Origin of the sequence: Rathayibacter sp. PhB127, assembly GCF_003751665.1 — a bacterium.
Lineage (GTDB): Bacteria > Actinomycetota > Actinomycetes > Actinomycetales > Microbacteriaceae > Rathayibacter > Rathayibacter festucae.
This window is the reverse complement of record NZ_RKHW01000004.1, coordinates 146,300-159,417: the sequence shown is the minus strand read 5'-3', so window position 1 is coordinate 159,417 and position 13,118 is coordinate 146,300. Positions and strand designations below refer to the sequence as shown.

Here is a 13,118-nt window from a genome sequence, read left to right as displayed (position 1 = left end):
ATGCTGATCGAGTAGGCCGCGGAGCGGGCGTATCGAGATCCGGCGTTGTGGGGACGGTGGGTCTCGATACGCTCCTGCGGAGCTACTCGACCAGCATGCAACGGGGCTGCTCGACTGGCATGCCGAGCATCCCCCAGGCGGCGGAGCCGCTCGATCGGCGGCTACGTGGTCTTCACCGCGTTGTCGCCGTGGTTGCCGATGACCTCGTAGGCGGTGCTGCCGACGGCGCGGACGGGCTTGGCGTTGACGTGGCCGGTCGCCCACTGGTTGCCGAGGACGGAGACGGCGCGGGCGTTGAGGGCCTCGACGCAGTGGGTCCAGCCGGAGCCGGCGTCCTCGCAGGCGAAGATGTTGCCGGTGATGCTGAAGCCGACGGTGCGGGCGGTCGGCGAGACGCCGAGGATCGCGATGGCGGGGTAGGTGTTCGCGGCGGCCTTGCCCCCGTTGCTGATCGCGTTGCCGACGATCTGGATCTGCGCGAGGTCCTCGGTCAGCCACGGCGGCATCGTGTAGACGAGGGACTGCCGGCGCGCCCCCTCCATGATGTTGTTCGCGATGGTGATGCGGCGGTTGCCGCGGAGCTCGATGTTGATCTGCGGCGAGCCGTCGAGGTGGTTGCCGAGGATCCGGATCGGGCCGCCCTCGATCGAGAGGTCGGCGTAGCTCGCGCCGATGTTGTTCTCCACGATCCAGGAGTCGATCATCCGGTAGCCGGTCCAGATGCCGGTGCCGGTGCACTGGTCGATGCTGCAGCGCTGGATGCGGTTGAGCAGGCCGAGGTCGCCGAAGGTGCCGTCGTTCAGGCGCATGCCGTAGTCGGTCCAGCCGTAGAGCTGCAGCGAGTCGAGCACCGTCTTGTCCAGGTGCGCGGAGACGCAGGGCGAGCCGAGGCCGTTCGCGTCGAGGATCAGGTTGTCGAAGCGGCAGGCGGAGAAGGCGCCGGTGACGACGGGGGCGTTCGTCAGCGAGCGGATCCGTGTGGACAGCTCGCCCGCGCCGCGGAAGGCGATGCTCGCCAGGCCCTCGGCGCGGCCGATCGATCCGGCGATGCGGTAGATGCCGCGCGGGAAGTACACGACACCGCCGTAGCTGGCGACGGCCGCGTCGATCGCGGCGTCGATGGCGGGCAGGTCGTCGGTGCTGCCGTCGCCGGTCGCGCCGTAGTCCTGGACGTTGTAGACGAGCTCGCCCTTCGCGACGGGGCGCTCGCCGGAGACGGTGCGCACCGCCTCGGGCAGCTGCGCGACGGGGACGGTGGCGGTGGAGTCGAGGCCGGCGACTCCGCCCGGGGAGGCGATCTCGGAGTGCAGGACGGGGTCGGAGGGGGCGGTGCCGGCCGCGGCGGCGCCCAGGGGGGAGGCGAGGAGACTGCGACGGGTGAGGTCGGCGGTCAGTGCGGTGAGAGGGGGCATCCGCTCACAGTCGACGGGTCGAGGAGGCGGCGCCGACCTCCGAAGTGGGGCGTTGGGGCCGCAGGGATCGTCGACAGTCCGGCGGAGGCGGCGCGGAACGACCCACGGCCTAGCATGCCACCATGCCCCGTACGCGTGAGCTGAGCCTCCTCGATCTGGCGATCGCGGGCGTGCTGAGCCTCTTCGCGCTCCTGCTCATCGCCCGCGCGACGGCCCTGCTGATCATCACGCCGCCGGTCAGCTGGGCGTTCGTCGCCGCGTTCGGCGTGGCCGTCGCCCTCACCGCGGCCTTCCGGATCGCTCTCGGCCGCCGCTCGGGCATGCCGGTCGCCGGCCTGACGGTCACCCTCCTCGTGATCATGCAGCCGGAGGCCGACCCGTTCCGCCTGCTCGGCGTCTGGACGGCGGCGAGCCTGGTGACCCAGCTGCTGCAGACACGGAACCTCGCGGTCGCGGGCTACGTCACGGGACTGGGGTCCCTCGCCGCGCTCCTCTACGTCACCGTCTTCCAGGCGGGGAGGGCCGTGCTGACGCCGCCGATCGCGCTGCTCGCGGCGAGCGCGCTCTTCCTCGCGGTCATCCTGCTCGTCGACCTCCTCCGCCAGCGCGGCCGCTGGGGGATGCAGTGGGAGCGGGGCTTCGGCGCCCTGTCGCCCAAGCGGGTCGGCTTCTACCTCCTCCTGGTCTGGCTGCTGAGCACGGCCGTCTGGTTCCTCGACGCCGTGGTCGTGCCGGCGATGGCCGGGGACCCCGCCATCGAGCAGAGCCCGATGGTCGTCCTGGTGGTCGGCGCGCTGGTCTTCGGCGTGGCGAAGCGGATCGAGGTGCGCGGCGTGCGGCGCCGGCTCGCCGGCGTGCTCGACGCGGCACTCGCGCTGCCCTGGGGGACCGTGGAGCAGGCGGAGCGGAAGATCGTCCGCCACGCGCTGACCTCGATCGAGGCGGACGCGATCGAGGTGCGCGACGAGCCCGCCTCCGGGCGGGAGATCGCCTCCGCCATGCTCCTGCCCGACGGCCGGACCCGGTACGTCGTCGCGTCGAAGCGGGTGAGCGCGATCCCCTTCAACGACGACGACGAGCAGATCCTCGACGCCCTCGCGCACATGGGCGCGGACACGCTGAGCACCCGCCACGACGTCGAGTCGCTGCGGCGCTCCGTGGACCACGACGCGCTGACCGGGCTGCCGAACCAGCGGGTGTTCCAGTCGGCGCTCGCCGTCGCCAACCGCGAGCGGCGGCCGTTCGAGGGCATCGCGGTGCTCTTCCTCGACCTGGACGACTTCAAGGACCTCAACGACGGCCGCGGGCACCACGTCGGCGACAAGATGCTGCGCCTGGTCGGGGAGCGGCTCGCGGAGGTGGCCGACGAGGGCGGAGTCGCCGCGCGGGTCGGCGGCGACGAGTTCGCGCTGGTGCTGCGCGGACTCGACTCGGCCGAGGACGCGCGCCGGCGGGCGCAGGCCCTGGTCGAGCGGGTGAGCGAGCCGGCGACCGTCGACGGCGACACCCTCGCCCCGGTGGTGACCGTCGGCGTGGCGTTCTCGGCGCACGAGGAGACGGACCCGACGACCATCGTCATCGAGGCCGACCGCAGCATGCTCGCGCTCAAGCGCGGGCGGGGCCGCAGCGGCCGCGGGCGCTCGAGCAGCCTCGACGTCACCTCGGTGCTGACCGATCCGGTGCGCGAGGTGGCGTCGCGCGCCCTCCGCGACCGCACCCTCGACCTCGCCTTCCAGCCCGTCGTCGATCTCGGCACCGACCGGATCTGGGCCTACGAGGCGCTCGTGCGGCTGGAGGACCCGGTGCTCGGGCGGATCGACCCGTCCCTGCTGATCCGGACGGTGCGGCACGCCGGCCTGCTCGACGAGCTGACCGTGCAGGTGGTGGAGAAGGCGATGTCCGCCGCCGCCTGCTTCCGCGACTCCGGCGCCGGAGTGGAGTGCATGAGCGTCAACGCGGACCTGGAGCAGCTCGCCGCCGAGCGGCTCGGCCCGTACTTCGCCGCCGTGCCCGAGCGCTTCCCGGGCCTGCGGTTCTGCCTCGAGCTCAGCGAGGGGTCGCTCGCGGCGGCGACGGACGAGCTGCGCGCGCAGGCCCAGCTCCTGCGCGACGCGGGTGTGCTGCTGGCGCTGGACGACTTCGGCACGGAGGGCTCCTCGGCGCTCGCCGTGGCGACGTTCCCCCTCGACGTCGTGAAGCTCGACCGCGCCCTGATCGCCGACCTGACGACCGAGCTGCGCCAGCGCGAGATCGTCCGGGCGATGCAGTCGTTCGCGGTCGCGGTCGGGGTGCGGATGATCGTCGAGGGGGCGGAGGACGAGGAGACGGTCGCGGTGCTGCGCGAGCTCGGAGTGACCGATGTGCAGGGATTCGTCTACGGCCGGCCTGACACTCGGACGGGGGCGGAGCACCGATTGCTCACCACCGGTTCGGGTGTCGGCGACTGCCTAGACTGACGCGAGAACGGGGCGTTTCCCCCGCACTTCCGCGGTTCTCCGCCGAGCTTTCGTGCACGACCGTTCCACTCTCCATCCTCGAGCGCCGGACCTCCCGGACTCCCGTATGCCGATCGGAACCCCGCCCCATGGCTTCTCCGCTCCTGCCTCGACGCGCCCTCGTCCCGGTCCTCGCCCCGGTGCTCTGCCTCGGTCTCGTCCTCGGCGGCGCGACCTCCGCGTCCGCCGCCGACCTCGTCGATCCGGCCACCGGCGGCGTCGTCCAGGGGCTCGAGAGCGACGCCGTCGTCTCGGTCTCGGCCGGCTCCGAGCCGCAGTTCGTCACCGTCCCGGTCGCCGACGGGGTCGTGCCGACCCGGGTGATCGCGTCGCTCGCTCCGCTCGAGCCGCTCACCGGCACGCTCTCGGTCATCGTGTCGGGCCGGGTCGTGCAGACGCTCGACGCCGCCACCGCGACCGCGATCGACGCGCCGGTCCAGGCCTCCGACGTCGTGGACGGCGTGCTCGCGGTCGGCTTCCAGCTCGGCGGCTCCGGCGACTCGGGCGGCGCGCTCTGCGAGGTCGGGAGCGAGGTGCTGAGCGTCTCCGGCCTGGGTGTCGTCGTCGACGGCACCCCGACCGCGCCGACCACCGTCGGCGACTTCTTCCCGGACGCGGTCACCGGCGTCTCGATCGTCGTGCCCGACGGCGCCGACGACGCCCTGCGCGCCGCGGGCCTCTCTGCGGCGGCCTCGCTCGCCTCGCGCTACTCCTCCGGCACCGCGATCACCGTCTCGGAGGAGAGCGCGACCGAGGGCCGCCCGGCGCTGGACGCTGCGCAGGGCCGCATCGTGCGATTCGCGGCGGGGGACGGCGACGTCGTCAGCGCGATCGGCGACGCCGGCGGCGTGCCCGAGCTGACCCTCACCGGGGCGGAGGCGGACCTCGCCGCGGCCGGCGCGGCGCTGGGCAGCGAGTACGCCGGCCTCGCCTCGAGCGCGACCACCACCGGTCTCGCGCAGAAGGTCGTCCCCTCGAGCTCGCTCGAGCACACGCTGGCCGACTTCGGCACCGAGCGCATCGCCCTCGGCAGCACCGGGGCGTCGACGAGCTACACGACCATCACGCAGTCCGCGTTCGGCGGGCCGGTCTCGAGCGTCGAGCTGGACCTGGTCGGCACGCACTCCGCCGTCCCCGCGGGGATCACCGCGACCGCGAACGTCTACTGGAACGACTTCCTGATCGGCTCGACGGTGCTGGGCCAGGACACCGACGTCGCGATGACGCTGCCGGTGCCGACCGGGCAGCTCAGTGCGTCCAACGGCCTCTCGGTGACGCTCTCGGCCGTGCGCGAGAGCGACGGCGCCTGCATCGGCTCGGCCGACTCCGTGCCGATCGAGTTCTTCGTCGACGGCGCGGGCTCGAGTGTCACCGGCGTCCGCGGCGAGTCCGCGGCGCCCGGCTTCGGCCGCTTCCCGCAGGCGTTCGGCGGCGAGCTCGCCGTCGCGTTCGGCGGCTCCGCGAGCGGCGCCGACGCGCTGCGCAGCGCCGGCGACCTCGTCACCGCGCTGCAGCGGGTCGACGCCGACCCCCTCGCCGTCTCGGTCGTGAGCGTCGACGAGTTCGTCGACTCGGACCGCTCCGGGGTCGTCGTCGGCGCGGGGACCGACGAGGCCGAGGCGCTGAAGACGCCGCTGCGCCTCGCCTCCTTCACCGCGATCGACGCCTCGCGCCTCAGCTACGGCGTCGGCACCGAGGCGCCCTACGCGGCCCTCGAGGCCTTCACCACCGACGGCCGCGACATCGTGCTGCTGGGCGGCTGGAGCGCCGACGGCGACGCGACGGCGTCCTCCGGGCTGCAGTCCTCGATCGCCGGCTGGGCCGCGGAGGAGGGCTGGACCTCGCTGTCCGGGAACCTCGCGGTCTCCGGTTCGACCGAGTCCGACCCGGTCGCGATCGACAGCAACGAGATCACCCCGCAGGACGAGGTGAAGGACGACTACTCCTCCTACGCGATCTGGTTCGTGATCGCGGTCGTGGTGATCGGCGTGCTGATCCTCCTCGGCTGGCTGGCGCGCCGCCGCCGGTCGCGGAAGGTCGCCGCCTACGTCGACGCGCAGGAGCGGGCGGCCGGCGAGCCCGCGGCCGCCGACTCCGCCGCTGCGCCCGCCTCCGCGCCGGCCGCGGAGGGCGACCACCCCGCCGCGCGCCACTCCTCGACCGACTGACCGAGCGGATGACCAGCACGATCGCCGCCCCGCCGCCGGTGGCCGGCGCGCCCGCCCGGCTCCCCTGGTGGCGGGAGGCGTGGGAGCGCCTCGGCCGGCCGGTCACCGGGCGGCAGGTGCCCGGCACGGTCGTGATCCTGGTGGTCTCGCTGCTGGTGGGCTTCGCGGCCTGCCTGGTGACCACCTCCTCCGGGATCAACCTCGCCTACGCGGACACCCAGAGCCACCTCTCGATCTCGCGGCGCATCTTCGACTCGAAGGCGCCCGGCTTCACCCAGCTCGGCACGGTCTGGCTGCCGGTGCCGAGCCTGATCCTGATCCCGTTCGTGCAGTCGCTCTGGCTCTGGCACACGGGCTGGGCGGCCGGGCTGCTCGGGATGATCTGCCTGGCCGGCACGGCCTGCGGCGTCTACCGGATCTCGGCGCGGGTGGGCCACCTGCGCGCCGGCCGCCTCACCGCGGTGCTCCTGGTGCTGGCGAATCCCGGCGTGCTCTACGCCTTCTCGACGGCGATGACGGAGCCGGTGCTGATCGTCACGATGGTCGGCTGCTTCTCCGGGCTGGCGCACTGGGTCACCAGCCGGCGCAACCTCAGCGCCGGCGAGATGATGGTCTTCTCCGGCCTGCCCGCCGCGGCCGCGACGCTCTCGCGCTACGAGGGCTGGGTGCTCGTCTTCGGCGGCACGTTCGTGGTGCTGATCGTCGCCTGGCGGAAGAAGCGGTCCTTCGTCTACGCGATCAAGATGGCGAGCGCCTTCGGGATCCTGCCGCTGATCGCGATCGTCTGGTGGCTGGTCTACAACTTCGCGGTCTACAGCAACCCGCTCGAGTTCATGAACGGCCAGTACTCGGCCGCGAACCTGCAGAAGGCGGTCGCCGACGCGGGGCTGCTCGCCTACCAGGGCAACGCGGGGCTCACGCTCTGGTCGTACAACTGGGCGGTCCTCGAGACCTCGGGCCTGCTGACGGTCGCGCTCGGCCTGGCCGGTGCGCTGGTGCTGGCCTGGCGGCGCGGGATCTCGGACGACGCCCTCGTGATCTGGCTGATGATCGTCTCCTACGCCTTCTCGCTGCTGAGCCTCTACCTCGGCCAGACGCACATGAACAACGACCAGACCCTGCCGACCAACTGGTGGAACAACCGCTACGCGCTGTCGGTGCTGCCGTTCCTCGCGGTGCTCGGTGCCGTGCTGGTCGACGCGCTGCGGCGGGTACCCCGGATCGGCGCGGGCGCGCTCGGCCTCGTGCTGGTGCTGCTCGGCGCGCAGACGGCCTGGTGGGTGCAGGACCTGGACCGCAACGCGGTGATCGCGGAGGCGACCGGCTACGTCTCGATCAAGGAGGCGTCGGGTGCGACCGCCGCGGCCCGGTTCCTGAGCGAGAACTACGACGGCGGCGGCATCCTGATCGACGAGAGCGCGGCCGGCAACGCGCTGCTGCCCGAGATCGGCGTGCCGCTCGCCGAGTACTACAACCGCTCGGCCGGCGAGCTGTTCGACGAGGCGCTCGCCGCCCCGTACACGCACGCGAAGTGGGTCTTCGTGACCACCGCGGACGCCCCCGAGCTGAGCGAGACCGGCGTCGCCGACCTCGTCTACGACGCGATCACCCGCGACTCCTCCTTCGACACCCGCTACCGGCCGGTGTTCGCGCAGGGGATCTACGTCATCTACGAGCGGCTCGGAGGCTGACCATGGCGACGACGACGCCCCGCGTGGGCGAGATCCTGCTCTCCCGCGGACTGATCACGGCCGAGCAGCTCGACGAGGCGCTGCGCCGCCAGGCGCGCGAGGGCGGCCTGCTCGGCCGGCACCTCGTCATCGACGGCGCCGTCACCCGGCGCGAGATGTACGGGGCGCTCGCGGAGCAGTGGGACGCGCCGATGCTCGACCTGGTCGAGGAGCCGCCGGGAGCCGCGCTGCTGGCCCGCATCGGCGCCTCCACCCTGGTCGGCGCGGGCTGGGTGCCCTGGCGGGTGCTGCCCGACGGGACCGGCGTGATCGCGACCTCCGTGCCGCCGACCGAGGCGATGCTCGCCGAGGCGCGGGAGATGCTCGAGGTCGACGTGGTCACCGTGCGCACCACGACCGACTGGGACATCTTCCAGGCCGTCGAGAGCGCCTGCCGCGCCGCGCTGCTCTTCGGCGCGGCCGACTCGCTCGCGGTGCAGAGCGGCGACGAGTCGGCCAAGTCGGGGCTGCGCCGCTGGCAGGTCATCACTCCGCTCGTCGTCGCCGCGATCGTGATCGTCGGAGCGGTGCTGGCGCCGAGCCTGACCTTCGTGATCGTGCTCGCCTCGGCCAACCTGCTCTTCCTGATGAACATCGCCTTCAAGGCGCTGGCCGGCCTGCGCGCGCCGCTCAACCAGAGCTCGGTGCGCGCGTGGGAGGAGGAGGTGGCGCTCGAGCGCGGCCGCCGCGGGCTGGACGTCTCGCCGCCGCGGATGACGGACGACGAGCTGCCGATCTACACGATCCTGATCCCCGCCTACAAAGAGGCCAACATCATCAGCAAGCTGCTGGTGAACCTCGGCGCCCTCGACTACCCGAAGGCCAAGCTCGAGGTGCTGGTGCTGCTCGAGGCCGACGACGACGAGACGATCTCCGCGGTGCGCCGGATGAGCCCGCCGGAGTACGTGCGGATGGTGATCGTGCCCCCGGGCGGCCCGCAGACCAAGCCGCGCGCCTGCAACTACGGGCTCAGCTTCGCCCGCGGCGAGTTCGTGGTGATCTACGACGCCGAGGACCGGCCCGACCCCGACCAGCTGCGCAAGTGCGTGCGGCTGTTCCGCGAGGACGCGTTCGAGCGCGAGCACGTGGATCCGGAGCAGAAGCAGCTCGTCTGCCTGCAGGGGGCGCTGAGCTACTTCAACGCCGACTACAACGTGCTCACCCGGATGTTCGCGGTCGAGTACGCGCACTGGTTCGGTGCGATGCTGCCGGGGCTCGACCAGTCGCACCTGCCGATCCCGCTCGGCGGCACCTCGAACCACTTCGAGACGCGCGTGCTGCGCGAGCTCGGCGCCTGGGACCCGTACAACGTCACGGAGGACGCCGACCTCGGCCTGCGCGTGGCCGCGCACGGCTACCGCGTGGGCGTCGTCGACTCCAACACCTGGGAGGAGGCGTGCGCCGAGGTCCCTGCGTGGATCAAGCAGCGCACCCGCTGGATCAAGGGCTACATGATGACCGCGGGAGTGAACACGCGGCACCCGATCCGCTGGTTCAAGGTGAACGGGGTGCTCGGCTCGCTGAGCCTGGTGGCGCTGATCATGGGGACGCCGGTCGCCTTCCTGCTCTACCCGCTGGTGCTCGGCTTCACCGTGATCACCTACATCGGCGTGCAGTTCCTCGGGCTGGATCTGCCGGAGTGGCTGATCGTCGCGGGGACGACGAACATGCTCTTCTCGAACACGCTGATGATCGTCGTCTCGGGGATCGCGGCGTGGAAGCGCTACAACTGGCGGGTCGCGGCGTTCGCGATCCTGAACCCCGTCTACTGGGTGCTGCACTCCATCTCGGCCTGGCGCGCGGCCTGGCAGATCGTCTTCAGCCCGCACAAGTGGGAGAAGACGCCCCACGGCCTCACGGAGGACTACGAGGACTCGACGATCGGGGCCCCGGCGTAGGTGCGCTCGCCGAGACGTCCCGTTCCGGTCGAGGCGTCCCGTTCCACCTGGACGTCTCGACCGTTCGAGGACGCCTCGGCGGCGTTAGAGCGGCGGGGCCGCCAGCAGCACGGCGCCGGCGGCGGCGCTCAGGGCCGCGACGAGGCACCAGCGGTCGGCGCGGAGGCGGCAGCCGCCCGCTCGGGCGAGCGCGGCGAGGCCGGCGGCGAGCACGGCGGCGCCGATCTGCACGGTCGCCGAGGTCCGCATCAGCGACCACGCCTCGAACGGCGGCATGCGGCCTTCGCCAGCCAGGAACGGCAGCCCCGCGACGCTCGCCGACGCCAGCAGCAGCAGCGCTGATCCGACCGCGAGAGCCACCACGACGTGCCCGAGCACCTCGGCCGCCGCCCGCTGCCGGGCGCTCGGCGCGGCGATCTGCGGGAGGACAGCGGAGGCGCTCGCAGCACTGCGGAGGGGCATGCGCCGAGCGTAGAACGCGGCCGTCTGCGGCGGACCCCCTTGCAGATCCCCCTTCCGGAGGTGATTCCGCGGGGGACTCTGCTCCGGCTCCCGTTGCGCGCTCGATGTTATACATCGGGCCGATGTATAACATCGCGGCGGCTTCTCGGTGGACCGGACTTCTGGCGGTGGTGGATCTCGATACGCCCGCTGCGCGGGCTACTCGATCAGCATGAAGGAGGCGTGCCCCGGACTGCGGTCAGCAGGGATCGGCATGCCCGGGAGTGCATGGACGGCGCGGGTCGGCATGCCCGGCGCTGCATGCTGGTCGAGTGGCCCCGAAGGGGCGTATCGAGACCCCGCTGCCGCCGGAGTCCCGGCAGCCGTCCGCGTCAGATGTTGAGGCGGTTGAAGATCGGGGACGGCAGCAGGCGGATGACCGTCATGATGACGCGCCACTTGGCCGGGGCGTAGGCGACGGCGCGGCCGGAGGCCATGGCGGCGGCGACGTCCTTCGCGACGGAGTCGACCGGGGCCAGCGAGGCGCCGCTCTGCTTGAGCGAGGCGGTCATCGGGGTGTCGGTCGGACCGGGCTTGATCAGCACGACGGACAGGCGCGAGCCGGCCAGGCGGTGCTGCAGGCCCTGGGCGAAGCGCTCGACGAGGCCCTTGGCGGAGCCGTAGACGTAGTTGGTCTTGCGGCCGCGGTCGCCGGCGACGGAGCCGATCACGCCGATGCTGCCGGAGGTCAGCGCGTTCGCGTAGGCCTCCATCCAGAGGGCCACCGAGACTCCGGTGACGACGAGGACGTCGCGGGCGACGGCGAGGTCGGCGGACGCCTCGTCCTGGGTGGTCATCGCGCCGTGGGCGATCAGCACGGTGTCGGGGGCGCCGCCCTCGAGCGAGGTCGCGACGACCGAGGAGATCGCGGCGGGGTCGGTCAGGTCGACCGCCGCCACCGACAGCGCGGCCGCGGGGAAGCGCACGCGCAGGTCCGTCGCCAGCGCCTCCAGCCGGCCGGCGTCGCGGCCGACCAGCAGGGCCGAGCGCGCGCCCGTGCCCAGCCACAGCCGCAGCGTGTGCTCGGCGATGGCGGAGGTCGCTCCGACCACGACGATCTTGGAGGGGGTACCAGTGCTCACGTCAGCTCCCGAGGACTCGGCGCGAGAAGCCGGAGGAGATCCCCGGGTCGCGCTGGAGGGTGAATTCGGCGAGGCGCGGGAAGCCGGCCTCGAACATCTCGCGCGTCATGCGCGCGTCCTTCGCCGGGTACAGCCGGCCGCCCGCGGCGAGCACCAGCGCGTCGAGGCGCTCGAACAGCGGCAGCGCGACGGGCGTGTTCGGGAAGTCGAGCGCGAAGCAGACCCCGGGCGCCGGGAAGCTCAGCAGGCCCGGCGACTCCAGCGCGCCGAAGGTCTTCAGCACGCCGAGGAAGGAGCCGGTGCCCGAGGCCGCGATCAGCGCGAGCATCTCGCGGGTCGTCTCGAGCGCCCCCTCCCACGGCACGGTGCTCTGGTACTGGTAGAAGCCGCGCGGGCCGTACATCGTGTTCCAGCCCTCGATCGCGTCGAGCGGGTAGTCGAACTGCTCGTAGTGCTGCACGGAGCGGCGGGCGCGGGTCGCCTTCAGGCGGTAGTAGGCGCGGTTGAGCAGCGGCAGCGTGGCGCGGTTGACGACCGAGAGCGGGAAGGCGAAGGGCACCTTCAGCGAGCCCGGCCGGTTCTCCGGCAGCTCCGGGGCGGCCGTGCTGTCCGCGCGCGAGTAGACCCCGCGGCGGCCGCCGCCCGTGGTCACGTCGATCCAGGCGACGGTGTGCTCGAAGACGTCCATCGACTCGTGCACGAGATCGAGGTACCCCTCGAGCGTCTGGAACGGCACGTCCTCGCTGACGAGCCACGGCCCGGGGACACGGGCGAGCCCGAGCTCGACCTCGACGATCAGCCCGGTGAGCCCGAGGCCGCCGATCGTCGCCTCGAACAGCTCGACGTTCTCGGTGGGGGAGCAGCGCGAGGACGACCCGTCGCTGCGCAGGAGCGTGAAGGAGCGCACGTGCCGGCCGATCGTGCCCGCGGAGGCGTGGTTCTTGCCGTGCACGTCGTTCGCGATCGCGCCGGCGAGGGTCACGTTCTTCGTCCCGGGGGTGACCGGCAGCATCCAGCCGCGCGGCGCGAAGACGGCCTGCACGTCGCGCAGCAGCACGCCCGGCTCGGCCCGCAGCACGCCGGTCTCCTCGTCGAAGGCGAGCAGGCGGTCGAAGCCGCTGAAGTCCCAGATCCGGCCGCCGCCGTTGAGCGCGACGTCGCCGTAGCTGCGGCCGAGCCCGTAGGCGATCCCGCTGTCGCCCGCGGCCAGCGCGGCCTGCGCCTGCTCGACGCTCGTGATCCGGGTGACGCGGTGCTCGTCGCGCGAGAGCAGGCCCCAGGAGGAGACGGGGGTGGTCATGCGGGCTCCTCTCGCGGGCCGGAGAACGTGACGTTCTTGTCGAGGTGGTACTTGGCGACGTAGCCGATGGCCAGGCCGATGACGGCCCCGGTGTAGCGGGCCAGGTCGGTGCCGAAGAGGTAGTCGAAGCCGAACTCGAAGCCCCAGAAGATCAGGGTCGTCACGCCGCTCATCACGCCGTAGAGGAGGAAGGTCCTCAGCCCGTGCGCCGCATTCATCGTCTCGTGCTTGAAGATGAAGCGCTTGTCGAGCACGTACTTGGCGATCACCCCCGTCAGGGTGCCCGCGAGCACGGCGGCGACGGTGGCCCACTCCGCGTCGACGGCGAGCTCGACGAGCATCTGCGTGCCCAGATTCACCGCCGTTGCAAGGATCGCGAAGACGACGTACAGCGCGGCCGTCCGCATGCGCTTCCCTCCGTGGTGCTCCGGTCGTGAGCGCTGCGGATCCGGGTGGATGGGAGCGCGTTCACCCCCGATTGTAGGTTGGGCCCGCGTCACCCCGATCCCGCCCGATCCGGCCGTTCCTGGCC

At 72.3% G+C, this 13,118-nt stretch carries 9 protein-coding genes; 4 read left to right on the top strand and 5 right to left on the bottom strand.

The features are described 5' to 3' along the window. Positions 1-161: 161 nt before the first annotated feature. Entirely contained in the window at positions 162-1,412 is a 1,251-nt protein-coding gene (locus EDF22_RS17220) for a glycosyl hydrolase family 28-related protein (protein WP_123706078.1), read from the bottom strand. A 122-nt stretch (positions 1,413-1,534) separates the two neighbouring features. Here EDF22_RS17220 and EDF22_RS17215 point away from each other — a divergent pair, with 122 nt between their 5' ends. The 4 genes from EDF22_RS17215 (at position 1,535) to EDF22_RS17200 (ending at position 9,703) form a co-directional block, all read left to right on the top strand. Further along, on the top strand, positions 1,535-3,868 hold the full coding sequence (locus tag EDF22_RS17215; protein WP_123706077.1) for a bifunctional diguanylate cyclase/phosphodiesterase: 2,334 nt from the start codon (positions 1,535-1,537) through the stop codon (positions 3,866-3,868). Positions 3,869-3,996: 128 nt separating this feature from the next. Further along, complete coding sequence (locus EDF22_RS20950) at positions 3,997-6,075, top strand: hypothetical protein (protein WP_185039067.1); 2,079 nt, start codon at positions 3,997-3,999, stop codon at positions 6,073-6,075. Between the two features lie 8 nt (positions 6,076-6,083). Beyond that, positions 6,084-7,766: a glycosyltransferase family 39 protein gene (locus EDF22_RS17205; RefSeq protein ID WP_123706076.1), complete on the top strand. Its 1,683-nt coding sequence runs from the start codon at positions 6,084-6,086 to the stop codon at positions 7,764-7,766. A gap of 2 nt (positions 7,767-7,768) precedes the next feature. Then, positions 7,769-9,703, top strand: coding sequence for a glycosyltransferase (locus tag EDF22_RS17200; RefSeq protein WP_123706075.1), 1,935 nt, complete (start codon positions 7,769-7,771; stop codon positions 9,701-9,703). 84 nt (positions 9,704-9,787) lie between these two features. Here EDF22_RS17200 and EDF22_RS17195 read toward each other — a convergent pair whose 3' ends face one another. The 4 genes from EDF22_RS17195 to EDF22_RS17180 all read right to left on the bottom strand — a co-directional run bounded on the left by EDF22_RS17195 (position 9,788) and on the right by EDF22_RS17180 (position 12,993). Further along, entirely contained in the window at positions 9,788-10,165 is a 378-nt protein-coding gene (locus tag EDF22_RS17195; protein WP_123706074.1) for a hypothetical protein, read from the bottom strand. A 371-nt stretch (positions 10,166-10,536) separates the two neighbouring features. Further along, the gene (locus EDF22_RS17190; protein WP_123706073.1) at positions 10,537-11,286 is read right to left on the bottom strand and encodes an SDR family NAD(P)-dependent oxidoreductase; all 750 of its coding nucleotides are present in this window, start codon (positions 11,284-11,286) and stop codon (positions 10,537-10,539) included. A 1-nt stretch (position 11,287) separates the two neighbouring features. Continuing rightward, on the bottom strand, positions 11,288-12,586 hold the full coding sequence (locus EDF22_RS17185) for an FAD-binding oxidoreductase (protein ID WP_123706072.1): 1,299 nt from the start codon (positions 12,584-12,586) through the stop codon (positions 11,288-11,290). After that, on the bottom strand, positions 12,583-12,993 hold the full coding sequence (locus tag EDF22_RS17180; protein WP_123706071.1) for a GtrA family protein: 411 nt from the start codon (positions 12,991-12,993) through the stop codon (positions 12,583-12,585). The genes EDF22_RS17185 and EDF22_RS17180 overlap by 4 nt, the downstream gene beginning before the upstream one ends. Positions 12,994-13,118: the final 125 nt, after the last annotated feature.